The sequence below is a fragment of the Bacillus sp. ISL-47 genome (assembly GCF_018613175.1).
Taxonomy (GTDB): Bacteria; Bacillota; Bacilli; order Bacillales; family Cytobacillaceae; genus Cytobacillus.
This window is the reverse complement of the sequence record NZ_JAGGQS010000062.1, coordinates 1-22,035: the sequence shown is the minus strand read 5'-3', so window position 1 is coordinate 22,035 and position 22,035 is coordinate 1. Positions and strand designations below refer to the sequence as shown.

Here is a 22,035-nt window from a genome sequence, read left to right as displayed (position 1 = left end):
CCGCTCAATTTTTCTCCATTAATGATCAAGTACTTTTCCGGAACTGATCTGCTTATTCTTTTCTTCGTCAATTCCGTATTTCCGGTCAATAGCATCACCCGTCTTGGCATTGACAAACAGCAGGATGATAAAAGTCAGAACTGCTCCCTGAGCACCCATAAAGTAATGGAACGGGAAACCATTAATGGTAATATCACTTAAAGGCTCAGCAAAAAAGACGACTCCAAAGGAAGCCAGAAATCCAATAGCAAAATAAATGATCATATTCCGAGTCTTTTCACGAAAATAACTGTCAGCTACTTTCTTCTCAATTTTCTTCACAACTCCACCCCCGGTTAAAATGATTGGATTTACATGAATGCATAATTGCTGGTAAACAGGTCTTTCAGCGTGCGGAACCACTCCTTTTGAAAACAACTGCAGCAGTTGCTGCTATTTGACCGGATCCGTTATCGGACCCGGAAATAACCATTACCTCAGGCTGAAAATAAATTTGACTGTTTCCATAAATGGTGCTGGGACTAGGATGATTTGAACGAGGAAGTAGGCAAAAATAGATAGGAATGGCACAGCAAGGAAGATTGGCTTTTTCTGTCTTAAAGCAAGAAAAAGGCAGACACCGGTAATCACCATTAAAGACAATAAAGTAAGCAAGTTTGTTTCCCCCTTTTTAAAGAAAGCGCTATCATTTTTTGTCGCTTTCTGCTTTAAGTTTGCAACGGCCGTCTGGGTGTTTGTTTTCTGACTAAACTAAATTTTAAGAAAATTTATACTTCATTATGTACAAAAATCATTTCTAGGTCAAGTATATGCTGCAAATATATTTATATTTTTTTTGTAAGGATAAAGGTGAGAAGGCGGCAAAGCTTGATAGGAAAGGTTTTGCCTATATTTTATCAGCCATTGTACTCGTTGGGACTTTACTCAGTACTTTAGGGTATTAGAGGAAAACACTATAGCGGTGATAATAACCTGTGTCTAAATTACTATTTCAATAGTTCATTTAATCCATTTTAAAAGGAGCCAAACGGCTTGGCTCCTTAATCAAGTTCTTCTATTATTAATGTGATTGCCTTTAGCAGGTCAGCATCCGACCAGCTTGCCATGCTCTTTTTGCTGGCAGCTGCCAGCGCATGTGACGCAGGGATATGGACAAAACCGGCAGGGATGTCTTTGCCAGATAACTTAAGCTCATGAAGCACGGAATACATCACATTATTGCAAAGATAGGTTCCAGCTGTATTTGACACTGCTGCTGGATAGCCTGCCTCTTTTAATCTATTGACCATCCGGCGAATTGGCAGGGTGGAAAAATACCCATCAGGACCATTCTCCTCTATTGGATTGTCTTCAAGGGTAACTCCTCTATTATCCGGTTCCCCGTCCTGGCAGTTAATCGCAATCCTTTCAGGCGTGATGGCTGTACGCCCGGCAGCCAAGCCCAGTGAAATAACGGCATTCGGATTTTCCTCGGCTACCGCCTCTGCTATTTTCTTAGGTGCCTCTTCGAAATCAACGGGTAAATGCAGGCCCCTTATTTCATAGTTCCCAACCTTTTGACCGTCTAACTCCTTCACAATCATCTCTGTCGGATTGATCGGAAAATCAAGAAAAGGCTCAAACCCCGTTAAAAGCAACTTCTTCATACTAAGCTCCCCCTGTACAACTTTTCGTCTTTCGAAATATTATACAGGATCGGTTCAGAATTGTCGAAAAATACTTCATTCGACAAATTTCGGGTGGTACCTAGAAAAGCGGAGGCACCCTTGCCCATCGACGGAGCGTGGTGGACTGAGCCGAGTGAGATAAAGGAAACACGAAGAGCGACAGCGATTCGATGTTGACTTATCGTAGGCGAGGTGAGGGAAGCACGTCGAGTCGATAGGGTGCCGGAGCTAGACACTTATCGAAGTTCAAAGATAATCAAAAGAGCCCGCCATCAAGGCGGACTCCCTATTATTATGCGTCAGTAGATTCAGTCGTTTCTTCTTCGACTTGGTCGTCAGTTTGACCTTCGTCTTCAGAGTTTCCAGCTGGATCTTCTTCTGTGTCAGTAGATTTGTCTTCGTCAGTTTGGCCGGCATCTTCATCTGTAGTGCCAGATTCTTCAGTAGAACCTTCTTCTTCAGTTGTGCCAGACTCTTCTGTAGACTTATCTTCAGAAGGTGCAGCTTCGTCGTTTTCTTCAGTTGCACCGCTGTTGTCAGCAGCATCTGCTTTGTCAGTTGTATCTAACTCCTGCAGAGCGCTTAGCGGCTTATTGAAGTAATCAAGCGGATTGACCGGCTGTCCATCTTTGCGGATTTCAAAGTGTACGTGAACACCTGCTTCTTCATTAAACAAGCTTTCGCCTGCTTTAGCAAGAGCATCACCTTGTTCTACCTGGTCGCCAACCTCAACATTCATCTCTGTAACAGATTGATATTGTGTTACAATTCCTTTGTCATGCTCAACTTCAATGACATTACCCAACAGTGCATCTTCTTCTACCTTTGTCACAGTTCCGCTTAATGCAGCTAGTACATCAAACGTTTCTCCATCCTTTGTGGCAATATCAATACCTGTGTTCGGATGGTATGTGTTATTGTAAAATACTAGAGCAGCTTCCTGTTCTTCCGCTTTGCCGTCATAGTCATAGAATTGTTTTTGAATGACAGCTGAGTCTGGATCCTGAACAGGCATTACGAAGTTTTCCATAGCACGGTTAACTTCTAATGCTGGCTCATCGTACTTCTTACCGGTAATATCAGTGGCTTCGTAGTCGTAGCTGTCTGTGTCTGTAGCGTTGTCACTGCTTTGGTACCAAAGAACACCGGTTAGAATGATTGCTGCACTTGCAATGTAGATAGCTGGGAATGCCCACCGCTTTTTCATAAAGCGTTTAAAGCTGGAATCTTGAGAAGATCGTTTCTTTTCTTCCTCTCTCATTTATCATCACCTCAGCAATCAGTCTGAACAGATTGAGAGGATTATATACATTCTGCAAAAAAAATTTTTTGGGTTTATTTTTCGACAAAGGTTTTATTATTATGCATGATATAAGAAAAAATTTTTAAAGGAGTTTTTGGAATATGTTTAAGTGGATCATTAGAATTCTTCCCTTCCTATATATGGCGCTGATCTGGACTCTATCCGGCCTGCCGCATAATGCCGTGGTGGAGCTGCCCGATTCGGCAGTCGACCGGTTTATAAAAGAATCCCTGCATCTCATTGAATTCGGCATTCTTTATGTCCTATTCGTTTTTGCTGCGTTGACTGCAGGCAAGCTGACTCCTGCAATGAATATACTTCTGGCAGTTCTTGCCTGTCTTTACGGGGTCCTGGATGAGATTCATCAATCCTTTGTCCCTTACCGGTCTGCTACCCTTATCGACGCAGCAAAGGACATTACAGGCGTTTTGGTGTGCTGGTATTTTGTTAGCCGCGCTCTTTACCATGGCCGGTTTAAAAAGCTTGCTTTCATTCTTTCTTATTTTAAAAAGTAGGCTGTGTTAAATTTTCCGGTTGATTTCCGCTCCAGTCAACAGGCTGCCCAAATCAGCATATGAATCCAAAAGGCAAATGAAAAGGCTGATTCTAAAATAGAACCAGCCTTTTGATTATTTTTTCGCAGTGATTTTCGTAAGCAATTGATCAGAGGCTGCAATCTCAACACCTTGATAATAATGTGAAACAATCTCTTTATAATTCTTTCCTTCAGATGCCATCCCATTTGCGCCGTATTGACTCATGCCGACGCCATGGCCATAGCCTTGTGTATTAATAATGATATTGTCGCCCTTTCGTTCCCAGGTGAAGTCCGTTGATTTCAGGCCAAGCTTTTCCCTGATGTCCTTGCCGCTGACAACCTTTCCGTTAATCTCCACCTTGGCCACCCGCTGGCCTGCTGTCCTTTCGGTCACATTGCCAATGGTGCTATTATTAGGAAGCTTCACACCCAGTTTCGTTTCAAACTCCTGAACTGTGAATACCTCTCTTCCATTAAACTTCGGTGACTGCAAATCCCACTTACTTTCTACACTTTTTAAATAAGGTACTGAGTTTGGCCAGATGGCCTCAGAATTCTCGGTAAAGCCATTGCTTGTTGAAAAAAAGGATGCTGTTATTGGAGATCCGTCAAAAGTGAGGATCTGTCCTCTCGTTTCATTAACGGCTTCTCTTACCTTTTGGATTTTCCATTTGTAATCAGGTCCCCAAACCTGCTTTAATTCATTTTCATTTTTATAAACCTGATGGACGACCGTATCATAGACTAGCGCGCCTCCAGGCAGATCTGCTTTATTCTCATTCAGCATTTGTTCAACAATAAAAGTCCTCGCTGCCAGAGCCTGTGCCTTCAATGCTTCTTTTTCAAATTCAGCCGGCATTTCCGATGCGACAACACCGACAATATAGTCCTCCAATGGAACCTTTTCAAGCTTCTTTTGTGCCAGGCGATAGACACCTACCTCTATGGCAGGCCCTTGTGGGATTTCCGCCGCCGTTTCTTTTTTAGCTTCCTGTTTTAGTTCCTCGCCGAGCTTCCCGCTCACTGTTCCCTCTGTAAAAGGGATCACAAGCAGAGCCGGAACTACAAGAGTGACGGCAAACAACAATGCGGCTAGTACGATGAAAGGTTTGAATTTTGTCATGTTTTAAGCCTCCATAGCAAAAAAATAATTCTAACTCACTTCATATTTATGGCTATGGACAAGCTAATATGACAACTTAATGATCTTGCTGGCTTTTTTATGAAAATGGGCAGATGCAGATGGCTCGGCGCGGTTTTCTGCCGATATTGGCTGGCGTTTCTGGGCAAAGTTATGAGGGCTAACCGATTCTTTTTAAAAAAACAGTTCGCGGCGGTACCAAAACCCGCCTTCATCCGCTAATTATGCATGTTATTCTTTTTTATCTAACATATTTCGAACTTTACCTTACACATTTCCTGTTTTATCTAACATATTAAACGATTTATCTAGCATGTTTCGAAATTTATCTAACATTACACACAATGTGGGGTCCGCAAAACCGGTTTCCGCGTCACTTTTAACTTTTATGCGTCACTTTTAAAATTTACGGCACTACTTTTAAAATTTATGCGTCATTTCCATTCATTTACGCACCACTTTTTAAATATATGAATTACTTCCCGCCATATCAGCCTTTTCCATCACCAGGGTCCAGAATTAGGGCGGGATACAGTATCGGGCGGTCGCCCCTAACCTCATGAAATTGAGACAACCGCGCCAACACCGCCAGCCAAATCAAAAAACCGCAGAATCGATTTGTCAGACTTCTGACAGCTCGATTCTGCGGTTTCCGGTAGGAATGCTCGCAAGGCGACTATTTTATGACGACTCTCAAAGGCCGCCTTGATTGGCATTTCTTATGCGTTCATGTCAGAAACATAGCTATCTTTAGCTGGTGTTTCTTCCACTTCTGTAATACGTTCGATATCAGCGCCTAGTGATGCAAGCTTTTCGTGGAAGTTTACATATCCACGGTCAAGATGCTTAAGCTCTGTTACGCGCGTTACACCGTCTGCAACCAATCCAGTCAGGATTAGAGCGGCAGCTGCACGAAGATCAGTAGCCGCAACCTCTGCACCCTGCAGATTGCTTGGGCCGTTCATGATCACAGAACGTCCTTCGATTTTAATATCAGCGTTCATGCGGCGGAATTCTTCCACATGCATGAAGCGGTTTTCAAATACTGTTTCCGTAATCACACTTGTGCCCTGTGCGTGAAGCAATAAGGCCATCATTTGTGATTGCATGTCTGTCGGGAATCCTGGGTGAGGCATTGTTTTAATATCAACAGCCTTCAGCTTATCTGGACCCAATACACGGATTCCTTCTGCTTCTTCAATGAACGTAACACCCATTTCTTCCATCTTCGCGATTAAAGAAGTGGAGTGCTCCGGCACAGCGCCTTTTACAAGGACGTCTCCGCCTGTTATGGCCGCTGCCACCATGAAGGTTCCGGCTTCAATGCGGTCAGGTATGATGTTGTGATCTGCACCAAACAGAACATCAACACCTTCAATGCGGATGGTTCCAGTTCCTGCACCTTTAACCTTGGCACCCATTTTATTCAGGAAGTTAGCCAAGTCAACGATCTCAGGTTCCTTCGCCACGTTTTCCAAAATGGTTGTACCTTTGGCCAATGTGGCAGCCATCATAATATTTTCCGTAGCGCCTACGCTAGGGAAATCTAGATATATTTTTGCTCCATGCAAGCGGCCTTCTGGTGCTTCCGCTTCAATAAAGCCATTTCCAACCTTTACTTTCGCACCCATCGCTTCAAAGCCTTTTAAATGCTGGTCGATTGGGCGGGAACCGATTGCGCAGCCCCCCGGCAATGCTACACGAGCACGGCCGTTTCTTGCTAATAAAGATCCCATGACTAAAACTGAAGCACGCATTTTGCGTACATATTCAAAAGGTGCTTCTACCTTCAACTCTCGAGATGCATTTACGATTACTGTATTATTTTCAAACTCCACTTCGGCGTTTAAATAGCGTAATACTTCATTAATAGTATATACATCGGAGAGTGTTGGGACATCACGAATTACGCTTTTGCCATCACTTGCTAACAGTGTTGCGGCGATAACCGGTAAGACAGCATTTTTTGCTCCTTCTACTTTGACAGTACCGCTTAACCTATTTCCGCCGCGGACGATGATTTTATCCAAAGTGTATTCCCCTCCGCGTCCAATTTCTCTATATTAATATTCAATCGTTATGATGGGTGTGCCAATAACTATGGTTGTCTTGGCGCCCATTCCTTTTGTCCGTAATCCAAGCTGCATGTTCATTTCCTTGCCATTCGTCTCAATTGATTCACCAAGCAGTGGCGAATATGCTGATGTTGAAATGAATTGGTCTTCTTTTAGCGCTTCTATCTCTTTTGCTTTAAAAGCAGCCAATAATTGATTTACAGTATCAGGCAAAGACTTATTAATCTTACCATTGAATTCGCCTTGGATACAAGAGAAAATTGTGGCATTTCCTCGAAAAATGTCAGAAATTTTACTATTGAGAGTTGTAGCCAGACTCTGTTCTTCTTTCTCCCACCCTTGACCTTTGGCCTCATAAATCACATACGTTTGAACCTGACCTTTTGTGGGGGTCGATAGAATTTTGACAGTCTCTGACTGTGTCTTGCTATCCTCTACAACAGCTGTTGCTTCCCATGAACTCTTGGTAGTTTGGAAACTCCACTCCCAATCAGGATATTTCTGCTGTAATTCATCTGTGAATGCTTTAACTTCCTGAAGGCTTTGAAAACCTTCCATTTTTTCTCTTGCATGTAAAGACCATTCTTTGATTAAAATATTCTCGCCCTGCATTACCGAGGCCAGTGTCAACAGGTCAAGCTCCCCTTTGGCTACAGTCGTCTTATTCCCAATGTTTATCATCATGAAACCAATTATCCCAATAATTGATAAAAATATTGCTATATTTTTCATTTATAAACTCCTCCCCTTAGTACCATTGTTACCAAGGTTATGAGGAGCATACTTGGGAATTGTCGTCACTTTTTGACAAGCCTAAAAGCAGCTCAATCACCTGTTATGCAGGATTCTTTTTGCCTCTTTGTGCATACTTTGAAAAAACTTTCACAAGAGTGTATGTATGCATGAAAACAAGCAACAAAACGATTTTACTTAAAAACTCTCAAAATGAAAACATGTATGAAGACCTATATTTATAAATTTTTTTCTTTGATCACCATGCCAGTCATGTCTGCTCCACTTTTGAGCATTAACCCGGCCAAATATTTATGCTTTGCAGAATAAGCGGCAGCTGCTGGGACCATAAAAGATAATCGAGAAAGAAATTGCTGACCGTCGATCCGATGACAATGGATAGCAGCACGTACAAAACACGGGCCTGAAAAACATGATTCGGCCGCAAAAGCGTTTCAAACCGCAATGCCTGAAGAGCCCACCAGGCCAATGCAATAAAAACCAAATGAGACATAATGCTGATCAAAGCCTGTTGCCCGAAACCTGAAACCATCTTCTTCCCTCCCTTTAGAGTCTTTCCACCTTGCTTACCTGATCTGCAGGCTATATTACCATTTGACGTTTATACTAGCAGGTAAGTTTCATGGTTGGGTATTTTTTGAAAATTAAGTTTTCGCTATTTTTTGCAGCATATATGTCCATTATATCGAATCTTTTCATTTTGTCGAAAAAACACGAAGAATGGAATGCGCATAAAGTTGGGTTTAACTTAACTTCTTGCAAGTCTATATATCGCTCACACTGTTAAAAAACAAAAAAAGAAGGGGTACACCCCCTTCTCCAAGTATATATACCCCTTTATTGCCCATTGTTCAATTAAGCCTTTTAAAATCCCCACTTTAAAAAGCTAATTACTGAAAGAAATCAGTGAACTGGTTGAAATTCCCCTGCAGGAAGTCAAATGCAATGTTTGGTGCGACTCCAAACAGGATGGTAGCCACAATGCTAATGCTGATCACGGCAGTTAAAGCTGCAGGAAGCTTAACCTTCCCGGTATCAGCTGCAGGCCTGAAGAACATTTGCACCATCACGCCGAAGTAGTAGAAGTACGAAACGACTGTAGTGGAAATCATAATGGAAACCAGCACATAATGGCCTTCCTGCGGAACCAATGCTCCCATAAAAATGTTCAGCTTGCCAATAAAGCCGGCCGTTCCCGGAATTCCCGCCAGCGAAAGCAGGAAGATGGCCATTGCAATCGCTAGGAACGGTGCCCGGCGATATAAGCCTGCAAACTGGCTGATATCTTCAGATCCGGATTTGTGTGTCACATACTGGATAATCGCAAAGGCACCCAGATTCATAAATAAGTACGCTCCCAGGTAGAACCACAGTGTGTCAAACATAAACAGGGACATAGTGGCAATGACGACTAACAAGTAGCCGGCCTGTGCAATACTTGAATAAGCAAATAATCGCTTAATATTACGCTGCCTTAAGGCAATCAGATTGCCAATAATCATGGTTGCTCCTGCCAGGAACGCGATATAATCCTGCAGAGTCAGGATCATGGGCATCCCTTGAGCATCACCTGATGGCGTATTGGCAAAGATTGAGAACAGAATCCGTACAATCAGGACAAAGCCTGCTGTTTTGGAAACAACACTTAAAAAGGCTGTTACCGGTGTTGGTGCACCCTGGTACACATCCGGAGCCCACATATGGAATGGGGCTGTTGCCAATTTAAATGAAAGTCCCACAACAATCATGAAGAACGCAAGGCCAAGAAGGTAAATATGCTGTTCATCATATACAGATGTCAAAAATCCAGCCATCGCCTTTAAGTTTGTTGTTCCTGTTAAACCATATACATAACTCATCCCAAACAGCGTGATCGCTGTTGCCATACTTCCGTTAATAACATATTTCATAGCAGATTCGTTTGATTGGATATTTCTTTTTCTCATGCCTGCAAGAATGTAGGAAGAGATTGAAAGAAGCTCGAGACCGACGAACAGCGTGATCAAGTCGCCGCTTGATGACATGATCATGGACCCAAGCAAACCTGCCATGAACAGGTAGAAGAATTCTCCCCTGAATTCTTCGAGCCCATCGTTTGGCTCATAGCTGATCGCAATCAGCATCACCAATGCTGCTCCTATTAATAACAGCAGCTTAAACGCTTTTGCAAAGGAATCCAGCCTGAAAGTATCAAACAAAATCGATTCCGGGCCGTGCCCTAAAAGGCCAAGCAAGGAAACAAGCGCTGCCAGGATTCCGGCGAAGCCAAGCCAGCCGAGAATTTTGCGGCTTTGCGATTTTGGCATAAACAAGTCTAAAAGTGACAGAGCGGTTGCAACACCAAGGATGATGAACTCCGGCGCCATGATGCTCCATTCATATGATAACAATGTTTCGAGATCCATCCTTCATCACCCTCCTATCCCAAGCATTATCGTTTCAAGTGTGGATGTCAGCGGTTCGCTCAGTACACTAGGATATACACCAATTAGTACAATCAAGCCCACTAAAACCAGGACAGGCACAAACTCAAATTTTCTTATATCGGTAATACCGGCAAAATCTCTATGTGCTTTGCCATACGTAATACCGAGTACTGCACGGAGCAGGTAAACAGCTGTCATGATAATGCCGATTGTACCGACTGCAGCCAGTACAGGCATTTCTTTAAACAGGCCAAGGAAAGCCATAAATTCACTTACAAATCCGGACATGCCAGGCAAGCCAAGGGAAGCCATAGCCCCTGCAAGCAGGAAGCCTGCCGTAATCGGCATCCCTTTTGCCAGGCCTCCAAGATTCTGGATATTGGAGGTTTGCACACGCTCATAAAACACGCCAACAAGGAAGAATAAGAGGGCTGCAATTAAGCCGTGTGAGACTACCTGGAAGATTGCACCTTGAATTCCTGCCTCATTTAATGCGCCTAATCCGATTAAAACGATTCCCATGTGGGAAATAGAAGAGTAAGCAAGCACCATTTTAAAATCAGTCTGTACAAACGCCAGGAACGCACCATACAGTAAATTCACAACTCCAAGCACGGCCAGCAATACTGCCAGGCTTTGGAATTGCTCGGGAAATATCCCCATACCAAAGCGGATTAAACCGAATGCACCGATTTTAAGAAGCACACCGGCATGCAGCATCACAATGGAAGGCGGAGCTTGTACGTGAACCCGTACCATCCAGCTGTGCAGCGGGAAAATGGGAAGCTTAACGCCAAATGCTATTAAAAGAGCAATCAGCATGCCCATTTTCATATTCTCAGTGATTGGCGCTACCAGCTGCGGATTATCTGCATTCATGGCAGCCGTCAAAGCATCAATATTGGCTGTGCCTGTACGGGCAAACAGCACCATAATGACAATCAATAGGACAGCAGATCCAAGTCCGTTATAGATTAAAAAGCTGTACGCCGCATTTTCCTTTTCAAAGTAACCCCATTTTCCGATCAGGAAGAAGGTCGGAATAAGTGTAATTTCAAAGAAAATAAAGAATAGAATCAAGTTTTCAGCTGCAAACACACCCAGCATACCGACTTCAAGCAGCAGGAATAGCATGAAGTAGCCCTTCCACTCTTTTTTAATATGAATGGAGGCAATGGCTGCCAGTGTTGATAAAACAGCTGTAAGTACGATCATGATCAGCGAGAAACCGTCGAGTCCCAGCTCATAATCGATAGAGAACAAGTTTCCCAGCTGATCGGAATTGCCGAACTGAATCCAGCTTACTTTTTCATTCAGGCTTTCAAGATTTGCACCGGCCCGATACTGAAAGTAAGCGATCAGCGACAAAAGCAAAGCTGGCAGGGTTGCTAAAAACCCGACCATTTTAATTAAAGATTCCTGTGTCTTTGGCAGGAACGATAATACTAAAATACCAAGCAAAGGGGAGAAAACTAAAATTGATAGGAAATAGGCAAAATTCATTTTAAGTACCCCCCTGTTACCGCATAGATGACAACTAAAATAGCAAGGCTGACAAAGACAACCGTTCCATATGTCTGAATCTGGCCGTTCTGGAATTTAGAGCCCAGTTTGCCAAGCGCTGATGTGATGCCCGCTACACCCTTCACAATTCCCTCAACAAGGAATACTTCCAGGAAGCGAAGGAATGAGCTAAAGAACTTCGCGCCATTCACAGCTGTCAGCTGATAAAATTCATCGATATAGTATTTGTTATATAATGTCTTGTACGTAAGCGGTGCTCTGCTTGTGAGCCAATCGCGGGACACTGAGCGCTTTCCATACATTAGCCAGGCAAGTAAAATACCGAGCAGAGACACAACTGTCGCAACAATCATGATCCAAGCCGGACCTTCAATGTGGCCATGGCCTAAAGAATGGTTTCCTTCCACAAGCCAATCGCCAAGGAATGTACCAAACCATGGAGTATTCACATAGCCTGCCACTACCGCCAATACGCCGAGGACAACCATCGGCATGGTCATCACACTTGGAGACTCGTGGACATTTTTCACTTCGCTTCTCGCTTCGCCTGCGAAAACCATGAAGAACAGGCGGAACATATAAAATGCTGTGAAGAAAGCTGCAATCACTGCCAGCCAGAACAATACGGTGTTTCCGTGCGCCCAGGCTGCAATTAAGATTTCATCTTTACTGAAGAACCCTGAAAATAATGGTACCCCGCTGATAGCCAGTGTTCCGATCAGGAAAAGTGGCCCGGTGATGCGGAGCTTTTTCCATAAGCCGCCCATATTTTCAATGTTTTGCGTATGAACTGCGTGAATGACACTGCCGGCTGCAAGGAATAGCAAGGCCTTGAAGAAAGCGTGTGTCATTAGGTGGAATACACCAGCTACATATCCGGCAGATCCAAGTGCCAGCATCATATAACCAAGCTGGCTGACGGTTGAATAAGCGAGTACCCGCTTAATATCCTTCTGAACCAATCCGATGCTTGCCGCAAAAATGGCTGTAAAAGCACCAATGACAGCTACAGTCATCAACGCTGTTTCACTTGCAGCGAAAAGCGGGAATAATGCTGCAACCAAGTAAACACCTGCCGCTACCATTGTCGCAGCATGGATTAAGGCTGAAACTGGCGTAGGACCTTCCATCGCGTCCGGAAGCCAGGTGTGAAGCGGGAACTGACCGGATTTTCCGACAGCTCCTATAAAAATAAGAATGGCTGTTAACGTAATCATTGTGGCTGAAATGGAACCAGCTTCAACAGCCGCAAAAATTTCATCATATTCGAAGCTGCCTACCTGCCAGAATAATAGAATCATTCCAATCAGAAGGCCGACATCGCCAATACGGGTCATAATAAAGGCCTTTTTGGCGGCTGCCTTTGCTTCTTCTTTGTAAAAATAGAAACCGATCAGCAAGAATGAACCAAGCCCGACAAGCTCCCAGAAGAAATACGTTTGCAGAAGGTTAGGCGAGATGACCAGGCCTAGCATCGCAAATGTAAATAAGCCTAAATAAGCATAGAAAACAGGGAAACGGTCATCGCCGTTCATATAGCCCTTCGAATACGTATGTACCAAGAAACTGACGAGTGACACGATCACAAGCATCAGTGCATTCAACTGATTAACTTCAAAACCCGCTGTTAACTGAACATCCCCTATGGTCAGCCAAACGCCTTCCGCCTTGTAAGTAGGTGCTGTAAATCGTTCAAAAAGCACCAATAACGAGTATACAAGCGACGCCAAGGTTAATAAAATTCCAATATAAGCGCTCGCTTCCTTAAGCCGTTTGCCGAATAGAATAAGGAACAAAAACGATAAAAGCGGGAAAAGCGGTATGATCCATGCATTCTCCATCATTATCACAATCCCCTTTTTTGAACACGCCCTAAAGCTTGGCAGTCCGAGTTGCCGGCGTGTCAGATTGGGACCCGAAGTGAACAGGTCCTTTCAGGCTCAGCCTTTAAGAAGGCATCGAGCCAATTCTTCTATATTTTTAGCCGCTATAGACGGCATTTCTCACAAAGTCCACTGATTAATGCTTCATCGTATCGATCTCATCAATATTGACGGTTTGCCTGTTGCGGTAAAGTGAAATCAGAATCGCTAAACCAACTGCGACTTCTGCCGCCGCAACCGTTATGACAAACAGCGCGAAAATCTGCCCAGTAATATAAGGCGCAATGCCATACTTGCTAAAAGCTACAAGATTAATATTTACCGCATTCAGCATTAATTCGATAGAAATCAGGACAATGACTGTATTGCGTTTTGTCAGCGCTCCATAAAGACCGATACAGAAAAGAATTAAAGCCAATGCCAGGTAGGCTTGAATGGGAACTGCACTCATTCCTCCTCCGCCTCCTTCTCATCATCTCTTTTTGCCAGAATAATCGATCCAATCAAAGCTACCAATAATAAAACAGATGTTACTTCAAAAGGAATGATGAATTTTGAGTAAAGCTCTATCCCAATTTGTTCTGTATTATTTACATGAAGGTCAGTTGGGGTTTGGGCAATATCAAGATTATAAATGCCGATGTAAACGGCAAAGGCAAAGCCCAGTACACCCAGAAACAATAATAATTTCCGCCAGCGGCCTGTTTGAGGCTCGCTTGTGTCATTATGGCGTGTCAGCATGATTCCAAATAGCATGATAATGGTAATCGCACCGGAATAAATCAGAATCTGGACTGCAGCAACGAATTCAGCAGACAGCAGCACATAAATTCCGGCAATACTCACGAATGTAAAGACAAGCGCAATAACCATATGCACGACTTTGGTAAGGTTCAATAAAAGCACGCCGCCGATGACCGCTACTAGAGCAAGGGACATAAACGCTAAAAACTCACCTGAAAACGTCATGCTTTATTCACCTTCCGTATGTTCTCGTCATTTTCATCCAGCCATTCGAGGTTTTTAAACAGCTCATCGCGGCTGTACTCCGACAATTCGAAGTTATTTGTCATAATAATCGCTTCTGTTGGACAGACTTCTGTGCACAAATCGCAAAGGATACAGATTTCAAAGTTGATATCATACGTATCAATAATTTTGCCTTTTTTCGCTGGATCCGGGTGTTTTTTTCCGGTTAACTGAATACAATCTGTCGGGCAAATGTTTGCACACTGATTACAAACGATGCATTTTTCCGGATAAAATTTTTGTATGCCCCGAAACCTGTCCGGCAGTGGAAGCGGTTCATGCGGATATTCATAAGTCGGCTTTTCTCTTGTTAAGTTTTTAAGGGTATACTTTAAACCTTTCGCTAATCCAAGCATGTTTTCACCCCTTACAATTAAAGTGAACTTCTTTCAGAGTGGATCTGCACTAAAATGTCTTCCTGATAAAATTGAATTTTTTAGAACAGATTAATAATCTCCTTGATAATAGCCGTTAAGAAAATATTGGCCAGCGCTACCGGCAGCAGTACTTTCCATCCAAACTCCATTAACTGGTCTGCGCGAATACGCGGGAACGTACTGCGGAACCAGATTAACAAAAAGATTACTGCAGTAAACTTTAGCGCAAACCATATGGCTCCTGGTATGAAGTCCAGGAATGAGAATAACGGAAGCCATCCGCCTAGGAATAGAACCGTTGTTAACGATGCCATGGCAAACATATATACATATTCAGCAAGCATAAACATGGCCCAGCGGAACCCGGAATATTCTGTCGTAAAACCGGCTACCAGTTCATTTTCGGACTCAGGAAGGTCAAATGGGATACGGTTTAGCTCAGCAACTGATGCAATCAGGAACACAATGAATGCTACGGGCTGAAGCAGGATAAACCATACATTTTCCTGAGCTGCGACGATCTCATTCAGGTTTAAGCTTCCGGTTAAAAGAATAATTCCAAGCACGGACATGACTAGCGGGATTTCATAGGAAATCATTTGTGCTGCTGCACGCATTCCGCCGAGAAGGGCATATTTGTTATTGGACGCCCATCCGCCTGTCACCATTCCAATCGTAGTCAACCCTGAGATGGCAATATAATAAAGCAGTCCTACACTAAGATCTGCAAATTGCAGCTTATCTGTAAACGGGATGGTTGCCATAACCATAAAGGCCGGAGCAAACCCGATTACAGGTGCAATAATAAATAATGGCTTATCAGCAAGCTTTGGAATCGTATCCTCTTTTACTAAAAGCTTCAAAACGTCTGCGACAGTCTGCAATAAACCCCAGCGTCCGCCTACCTGGTTAGGACCCTGGCGAAGCTGCATAAAACCCATTACTTTACGTTCTGCCAATATTGCATACGTAACGAAACCTAAAACGACTAAAAGCAGAACAACCGCCAGTAAAAAGAAGACCCCAAAGTTAAATATTCCTGCCTGGGAATGCAATAACTCCTCTACCATTAGCCATCCACCTCCCCTAGGATAATATCAACCGCTCCTAGTATGGAAATTAAGTTTGCTATGCTTTCTCCCTCCAATAATTTTGGGAGAATTTGAAGATTATAAAATGATGGCCTTCTAAATTTCAGGCGATATGGCTCTTTCTTTCCATCACTTGAAATATAACAGCCTATTTCTCCCCGAGGAGACTCAATTCTTACAAAAGCTTCCCCTTTAGGCGCCTTAATGATTTTCGGCACTTTTGCAAGGATATCGCCCTCAGCCGGAAACTGCTCGCAAGCCTGCTCTAAAATTTTCAATGACTCCTCGATTTCAGCCAGGCGAACCTGGTAGCGCGCCCATGCGTCCCCGCCATCCTGGACAGGAACATCAAAATCGAAGCGATCATAAATGGAGTAAGGCTCATTTTTGCGAAGATCCCACTTTACGCCGGTACAGCGCAGGTTTGCTCCGCTAAGAGAATAATTAATGGCATCTTCCTTTGTGTATTTCCCAATGCCTTTTACACGATTCAAGAAGATTTCGTTTCCTGTAACAAGAGTATGGTAGCCTTTCAATTGCTCGCGCATATATGGAATAAACTCTGCTACCTTCTCAATCCATCCTTCCGGAGCATCCCATTTGACTCCGCCAACACGCATATAGTTGAAGGTCAAACGTGCACCTGAAAGTTCATTAAGCATGTTAATAATCATTTCCCTCTCACGGAAAGCGTAAAGGAGCGGACTGGTTGCCCCCAGGTCAAGCAAGTATGTACCCCACCAAACCAGATGGCTCGCTACACGGCCGAGCTCCATGGCAATGACTCGCAAGTATTCCGCTCTTTCCGGAACTTTAATATCCATCATTGTTTCAACTGCATGGCATAGCACATAGTTATTCGTCATGGCCGATACATAGTCCATTCGGTCTGTGTAAGGAATGATTTGTGTATATTGAAGGTCTTCTGCCAGCTTTTCTGTTCCGCGATGAAGGTAGCCAATCACCGGCTTTGCTTCTTTAATGATTTCCCCATCAATCTTTAAGACGAGACGAAAAACACCGTGCGTACTAGGATGCTGAGGCCCTACGTTCAAAAGCATTTCTTCTGTTCGCAACAATGGTTACACCTCCACATCATACGGTTCATAGTCTTTCCTTAGCGGATAACCAACCCATTCTTCGCCAAGCATGATGCGGTGCAGGTTAGGATGATTTTTAAATTTAATCCCTAACAAATCATACGCTTCGCATTCAGGCCAATTTGCCCCTTCCCAAAGCGGCTGCAATGAATCGATTGTTGGTTCATCACGATCAATCTTTACTTTTAAAGCAACAGATTGGGTATTTTTGAATGAGAACAAGTGAACATATACTTCCATATATGTTTCATAGTCAGTGCCATGCAGCTCTGATAAGTAATCAAACCCAAGCTGTTCATTATATTTAAGGAATTCAGCCAATTTATAATACGATTCTGCTTTCACAATTAATGTCGGGACATCCTTGGAAAGATTGTTAATATAGTAATCTTCCAATACATCTGATCCGAGATTTTCATTAATTACTTTTACATACTTATCAAGATATGGCTGATTGACGGAAGGCTTCTTCTCCTCGGCAGGCTCAGCAGGAGCTTTTCCTCCAGCGGCTTTTGCTTTCGCTGCAGCTGCTGCGGCAGCCTTTGCCTTTGCTGCTGCAATTGCCTTCGCCTTTTCGTCATCACCGCCAGCTTCGCCTGCTGCTAATTTCGCCTTAGCTGCAGCGGCCGCTTTGGCTTTCGCGGCTGCGATCGCTTTCGCTTTTTCGTCATCTCCACCAGCTCCGCCTGCTTGCTTCGCCTGTGCGGCTGCTTTCGCCTTCGCTGCGGCGGCCGCCTTGGCTTTTGCTGCTGCGATTGCTTTCGCCTTTTCATCATCACCATTACCCGCTTCGCCCGCTTGCTTCGCCTGTGCGGCGGCCTTTGCCTTCGCGGCTGCTGCTGCTTTTGCTTTTGCTTTTGCTGCAGCTGCTGCCTTTTGCTTCGCCAGATCCATATCCTCTGCCGGAGATTCTTCTTTCACTTCTCCTTGCTCCTTGGCTTTCAGCTTAGCTAGTGCCGCGGCCTTCGCTTTCGCTGCGGCTGCTGCCTTTTGCTTTGCCAGATCTATATCCTCTGCCGGAGACTCTTCTTTCGCCTCTCCCTGCTCCTTGGCTTTCTGCTTTGCCAGTGCGGCGGCCTTCGCTTTCGCTGCAGCTGCTGCCTTTTGCTTTGCCAGGTCCATATCCTCTGCAGGAATCTCTTCCTTGGCTTCTCCCTGCTGTTTTGCCTTCATTTTTGCCAGTGCGGCGGCCTTTGCTTTCGCGGCTGCCTCTTTTTTCTGCTGTTCAAGATCCTTCTCGCCGCTCATAGGTTAGATCACCTTCTTCCCAGTCTTAGCCTCGTAACGGATTTTCTCCCTCAATTTATTAATTCCATAAATCAAAGCCGCCGGGTTCGGAGGGCAGCCTGGTATGTATACATCAACCGGAACTATCTGATCAACGCCCTTTACAACTGAATAGGACTTTACATAAGGTCCGCCGGCTGTCGCACAAGAACCCATAGCGATAACCCATTTTGGCTCCGGCATTTGATCATAAAGGCGGCGAAGAATCGGCGCCATCTTCTTCGTAACCGTTCCCGAAACAATCATGACATCCGATTGGCGGGGCGAGTTGCGATAGAATGTACCGAAACGCTCCAAATCATAATGAGCATTACTCGCCTGCATCATTTCGATGGCACAACAAGCAAGCCCGAAGGTCATTGGCCATAATGAGTTACTCCGCGCCCAAGCCTTTATTTGTTCAAATGTAGAAAAAAACACAGTCCGTTTAATCTCTTCCATTTCCGCTTCTGGGATGTTTTCCATTTTTAAATCCATTTTAGCACCTTCTTCTTCCAAGCATATACAAGCCCAATTACAAGCATAAACACAAAAATCAACATCTCAATTAGTGCAAAAATACCAAGCTTCTCATACGCCACTGCCCATGGATATAAAAACACAGTTTCCACATCAAAAATAACAAACAAAAGGGCAAAAATATAATAGCGGACATTGAACCGCACCCTAGAATCATGAAATGGCTCATTTCCGCTCTCATAAATGGTGTACTTTGCATCATAAGGATTATAAGGCCGCAAAAGCTTCCCTATAAACAACGCCACAACAGGCAGCAAAACCCCAAGACACAGAAACACAAAAACTATCAAATAGTTATTTTGATATAAATTCCAAAGCTCCATGCCCATCCCCTCCAATGCCGAAAAATTTTCACAACATTTAAACATGTAACCGTAACCATTATAGCACCCTAAAACCCACGTGTCGACACAACCCCATACTATTATTGGAAATTCTCTCGACCGCCGAACAAAGATTTTGCAGCGTTTGAGAGCTCGCTCTCAAAAAGCGGAAAAAGCTTTGTTCGGCGGGGATTCAGCCTGCTGAATCCAGAGACGCGCCAGCGGCTCGCAGAGAGAGAATTTCCAAAAGCAGAAACGCCGTTGTCGACACGTCCCCCCTCCCCTGAGCGATTGCGTGATCTCCCTGAAAAAACACCCTCGAAACACACCAGGAGATGACGCAAAAGCGAACCCTCCTCAATCTGGGAAACAATAACCACCAAAAGTTGCACGTGATCTGGAGCGAAGCGGAAGATGACGTGCCTAACAAACAAAGCTTGCCTCCATCCATCATTAGAATATATGAGTATGCACCACCACAATATCCATCAAATTCTATTGAACTTCACAAAAGAGCCTTTCCACCTACCATTAAAAAACAAAAAACAACCTCTGTCAGTGAGAAATGTAACACCCACCCCACTTTTTATAACCCATCCTAAAAAGATCAAAGATCTATCAGAAAAAAGACCGAAGGTCTCCCTCTTCTTAAAAAACCTCAACAAAACAAACCAGCTAAATCCCTCCAAAAGTCCCGTTTACCGACTCCTCATCTCGGGTATAATCAAATCGTTAGAAAATTCTAAACAATCAGGAGGGATTAAATGAAAACCTTACGCACCACAACTCTATTCCTATTAATCTTTGGACTCATCTTCTCATCATCCATGTCCAGTCCAAAAGCAGATCTGCTATCCATCGAACTCGATCCAAAACTGCAAGAACTGCTGCAAAACCCGCTCAACAACACAAATGTAGAAGCCATCATAACCTACAAAGACCAACCGCAAATATTAGACATACAACTCTTGCAGACACTCGGATTTGAAACCAAAACATACACTAACCTGCCAATGGTTACAGTCAAAGGCAGCCTCACCATGATCAACAGCCTTCTCAGCTCAGCCACTAACAACATCCTATCCATCTACTTAAATGAAGACCTTCAATATCTCATGAAAGACAGCAGAAACTTAATCGGAGTTGAATCCGTCTGGAACGACCTTGGCTACACAGGCAAAGGCGTAACAGTAGCCGTCATAGATAGCGGCATTGACGCAGCCCACCAAGACCTCCAATTCGGCGAAAAGGTCATCCAAAATGTGAAATTTTTAGTTGGAGACAGCTTATTCGGAGGAAGCAGCCTATACCTTGAAAATGTCATAAATACAGACACAACCTCCGGACACGGAACACACGTGGCTGGAACGATAGCCGGCAGCGGAACTGCAAGCGATGGGCTTTATAAGGGAGTAGCGCCAGACGCAAAACTAGTTGGACTTGGTGTTGGTGAAGGAATCAATATCCTGTGGTCACTTGAAGCATTTGACTACGTCCTTGCCAACCAGGAAAAATACGAAATCGATGTTATAAGCAACAGTTGGGGCTCAACAGGAGAATACTCTCCAAACCACCCTATCAACATCGCATCGAAAAAAGCCCATGAAGCTGGCATGACAGTTGTATTTGCTGCAGGAAACGAAGGACCCGGCGACAATACACTGAACCCTTACTCTGCAGCTCCTTGGGTAATCAGTGTTGCAGCAGGCACAAAAGACAAAGCACTCGCTGACTTCTCATCCCGGGGCGTACCAGGAGATGAATACCTTCATCCTGACATCACGGCACCTGGCGTTGATATCGTAGCGACCCGTTCTTCAACAGGCGCAGTAATGAACGCACTCGGAACAGTAACAGATGCAACCTATATTGAACCTGAGTACCTGCCTTACTACACAAGTTCCAGCGGAACAAGTATGGCGACTCCTCATATTTCCGGAGTTATTGCTCTTATGAAAGAGGCCCAGGAAAACCTATCGCCGGACATGGCCCTTGACCTTCTAACGCAAACCGCCGATCCAATGGAAAACTATCAATACCATGAAGTTGGCTCCGGCTATGTTAACGCCTATAATGCGGTCGAAGCAGCACAAAACATCAACATTAACATTGGAAAGTACCGTGACAATAAAACTGGAAAAACATACGACACATACACCACAGAATATAATTGGGATGGAACGATCGGCTTGGGCGCAGCTGACGCAGGCATAGCCTCCCACGATTATAAAGATATTACAGTGGACAAAGGAACAGTCAGCCTAACCGTACGAATTGACTGGACACTTGCTGCAAATGACTTGGATATGGAAGTAAGAGACTCTGCTGGTACGCTTATCGGTTCATCCGGCAAAGCACTTTCCACTTATGAAGAAACAATGATCCCAGATATCGAACATGGAACCTATACAGTGGACGTAGTAGGATATCTAAACACACTTGAAAACTATCAGGGTACTTATATAGTAGAAAAAATACTAAAGTAATTTGATGCAGCTTAGAAAAAGGAGAGCGACTAACTTAGCCTCTCTCCTTTTTTGCCTCAAAAAAAGACCGATGGTATTTGCCTTTGAACTCAGATGCCGAAGGTATCCTTCCGCCTTAACTCAAACCTCCGTACACATTTACAACTCCCCTCTACTCCAAAACCTCTCCATCCTGATAATTCCTCATAAAACTCTCCACCGCTTCTTCCAGCGAACCATTCGCTTCAGGCACCTGAACAAGAACCTCATTTCTCTGCTCAACGGCTGTGACCTTCACATGATTAAAACGATTAATCTCCAGCTGAACCTGTAAATCCTCCGCTATCTCATTAGCCTGAAACTGATCACTTAGTAAAAAACGAAAATTCTTCACAAAACTTCATCCCTTCATAACCATTGATATCACTGCCAACCTCCTTATACTTCCTCATTTCTCCAAAAATATAAACCCTAAATCCCGAAGGGATAAATATTTCAAATATGTTTTAAGTGTTTAGTCAAGTCCTGATTATT

Annotated in this window: 22 protein-coding genes; 2 read left to right on the top strand and 20 right to left on the bottom strand. The window is 43.9% G+C overall.

Annotated elements, in window-relative coordinates; translation table 11 throughout:
- Positions 1 to 18 precede the first annotated feature (18 nt).
- From J7I93_RS20535 to spoIIQ, 4 genes are all read right to left on the bottom strand, one after another.
- On the bottom strand, positions 19 to 321 hold the full coding sequence (locus J7I93_RS20535; RefSeq protein WP_214728044.1) for a DUF4212 domain-containing protein: 303 nt from the start codon (positions 319 to 321) through the stop codon (positions 19 to 21).
- Between the two features lie 150 nt (positions 322 to 471).
- Positions 472 to 654 (bottom strand): hypothetical protein, encoded by a 183-nt coding sequence (locus J7I93_RS20530; protein WP_144544436.1) that lies wholly within the window; start codon positions 652 to 654, stop codon positions 472 to 474.
- A 386-nt stretch (positions 655 to 1,040) separates the two neighbouring features.
- Entirely contained in the window at positions 1,041 to 1,646 is a 606-nt protein-coding gene (locus J7I93_RS20525) for a pyroglutamyl-peptidase I (RefSeq protein ID WP_214728042.1), read from the bottom strand.
- A gap of 313 nt (positions 1,647 to 1,959) precedes the next feature.
- Entirely contained in the window at positions 1,960 to 2,928 is a 969-nt protein-coding gene (spoIIQ, locus tag J7I93_RS20520; protein ID WP_214728040.1) for a stage II sporulation protein SpoIIQ, read from the bottom strand.
- Between the two features lie 143 nt (positions 2,929 to 3,071).
- On the opposite strand from spoIIQ, the gene J7I93_RS20515 reads away from it, so the two are divergent.
- Positions 3,072 to 3,485 (top strand): VanZ family protein, encoded by a 414-nt coding sequence (locus J7I93_RS20515; protein WP_214728038.1) that lies wholly within the window; start codon positions 3,072 to 3,074, stop codon positions 3,483 to 3,485.
- A 114-nt stretch (positions 3,486 to 3,599) separates the two neighbouring features.
- Here the strand turns inward: J7I93_RS20515 and spoIID are convergent, their stop codons facing one another.
- The 15 genes from spoIID to J7I93_RS20440 all read right to left on the bottom strand — a co-directional run bounded on the left by spoIID (position 3,600) and on the right by J7I93_RS20440 (position 19,036).
- Entirely contained in the window at positions 3,600 to 4,631 is a 1,032-nt protein-coding gene (gene spoIID / locus J7I93_RS20510) for a stage II sporulation protein D (protein ID WP_214728036.1), read from the bottom strand.
- A 737-nt stretch (positions 4,632 to 5,368) separates the two neighbouring features.
- Positions 5,369 to 6,679, bottom strand: coding sequence for a UDP-N-acetylglucosamine 1-carboxyvinyltransferase (gene murA, locus J7I93_RS20505; protein WP_214728034.1), 1,311 nt, complete (start codon positions 6,677 to 6,679; stop codon positions 5,369 to 5,371).
- Positions 6,680 to 6,712: 33 nt separating this feature from the next.
- On the bottom strand, positions 6,713 to 7,456 hold the full coding sequence (locus tag J7I93_RS20500) for a YwmB family TATA-box binding protein (RefSeq protein WP_214728032.1): 744 nt from the start codon (positions 7,454 to 7,456) through the stop codon (positions 6,713 to 6,715).
- Positions 7,457 to 7,751: 295 nt separating this feature from the next.
- Positions 7,752 to 8,009, bottom strand: coding sequence for a DUF1146 family protein (locus tag J7I93_RS20495; protein ID WP_214728031.1), 258 nt, complete (start codon positions 8,007 to 8,009; stop codon positions 7,752 to 7,754).
- 358 nt (positions 8,010 to 8,367) lie between these two features.
- Positions 8,368 to 9,882 carry an NADH-quinone oxidoreductase subunit NuoN gene (gene nuoN, locus J7I93_RS20490; protein WP_214728029.1) on the bottom strand — a complete coding sequence of 505 codons (1,515 nt, stop codon included), beginning with the start codon at positions 9,880 to 9,882 and terminating at the stop codon, positions 8,368 to 8,370.
- Between the two features lie 6 nt (positions 9,883 to 9,888).
- Positions 9,889 to 11,406: an NADH-quinone oxidoreductase subunit M gene (locus J7I93_RS20485; RefSeq protein ID WP_214728027.1), complete on the bottom strand. Its 1,518-nt coding sequence runs from the start codon at positions 11,404 to 11,406 to the stop codon at positions 9,889 to 9,891.
- Positions 11,403 to 13,271, bottom strand: coding sequence for an NADH-quinone oxidoreductase subunit L (gene nuoL / locus J7I93_RS20480; RefSeq protein WP_214728025.1), 1,869 nt, complete (start codon positions 13,269 to 13,271; stop codon positions 11,403 to 11,405). The genes J7I93_RS20485 and nuoL overlap by 4 nt, the downstream gene beginning before the upstream one ends.
- A gap of 175 nt (positions 13,272 to 13,446) precedes the next feature.
- The gene (gene nuoK / locus J7I93_RS20475) at positions 13,447 to 13,761 is read right to left on the bottom strand and encodes an NADH-quinone oxidoreductase subunit NuoK (protein WP_214728023.1); all 315 of its coding nucleotides are present in this window, start codon (positions 13,759 to 13,761) and stop codon (positions 13,447 to 13,449) included.
- Entirely contained in the window at positions 13,758 to 14,279 is a 522-nt protein-coding gene (locus J7I93_RS20470; RefSeq protein WP_214728021.1) for an NADH-quinone oxidoreductase subunit J, read from the bottom strand. Before J7I93_RS20470 ends, nuoK begins: the two co-directional genes overlap by 4 nt.
- Positions 14,276 to 14,695, bottom strand: a complete 420-nt coding sequence (gene nuoI, locus J7I93_RS20465) for an NADH-quinone oxidoreductase subunit NuoI (protein WP_110063747.1) — start codon at positions 14,693 to 14,695, stop codon at positions 14,276 to 14,278. The genes J7I93_RS20470 and nuoI overlap by 4 nt, the downstream gene beginning before the upstream one ends.
- A gap of 80 nt (positions 14,696 to 14,775) precedes the next feature.
- Complete coding sequence (nuoH, locus tag J7I93_RS20460) at positions 14,776 to 15,786, bottom strand: NADH-quinone oxidoreductase subunit NuoH (protein WP_214728019.1); 1,011 nt, start codon at positions 15,784 to 15,786, stop codon at positions 14,776 to 14,778.
- Positions 15,786 to 16,886: an NADH-quinone oxidoreductase subunit D gene (locus J7I93_RS20455; RefSeq protein ID WP_110063745.1), complete on the bottom strand. Its 1,101-nt coding sequence runs from the start codon at positions 16,884 to 16,886 to the stop codon at positions 15,786 to 15,788. The genes nuoH and J7I93_RS20455 overlap by 1 nt, the downstream gene beginning before the upstream one ends.
- Positions 16,887 to 16,889: 3 nt before the next feature.
- Positions 16,890 to 18,155, bottom strand: coding sequence for an NADH-quinone oxidoreductase subunit C (locus tag J7I93_RS20450; protein WP_214728017.1), 1,266 nt, complete (start codon positions 18,153 to 18,155; stop codon positions 16,890 to 16,892).
- Positions 18,156 to 18,158: 3 nt separating this feature from the next.
- Positions 18,159 to 18,671, bottom strand: a complete 513-nt coding sequence (locus J7I93_RS20445; protein ID WP_110063743.1) for a NuoB/complex I 20 kDa subunit family protein — start codon at positions 18,669 to 18,671, stop codon at positions 18,159 to 18,161.
- Positions 18,662 to 19,036, bottom strand: coding sequence for an NADH-quinone oxidoreductase subunit A (locus J7I93_RS20440; RefSeq protein ID WP_214728015.1), 375 nt, complete (start codon positions 19,034 to 19,036; stop codon positions 18,662 to 18,664). The genes J7I93_RS20445 and J7I93_RS20440 overlap by 10 nt, the downstream gene beginning before the upstream one ends.
- A gap of 764 nt (positions 19,037 to 19,800) precedes the next feature.
- Here J7I93_RS20440 and J7I93_RS20435 point away from each other — a divergent pair.
- A complete protein-coding gene (locus tag J7I93_RS20435) occupies positions 19,801 to 21,522 on the top strand; it encodes a S8 family serine peptidase (RefSeq protein ID WP_214728013.1) in 1,722 nt (573 codons plus the stop codon).
- A 151-nt stretch (positions 21,523 to 21,673) separates the two neighbouring features.
- On the opposite strand, the gene J7I93_RS20430 is transcribed toward J7I93_RS20435, so the two are convergent.
- Entirely contained in the window at positions 21,674 to 21,895 is a 222-nt protein-coding gene (locus tag J7I93_RS20430; RefSeq protein ID WP_110063740.1) for a hypothetical protein, read from the bottom strand.
- Positions 21,896 to 22,035: the final 140 nt, after the last annotated feature.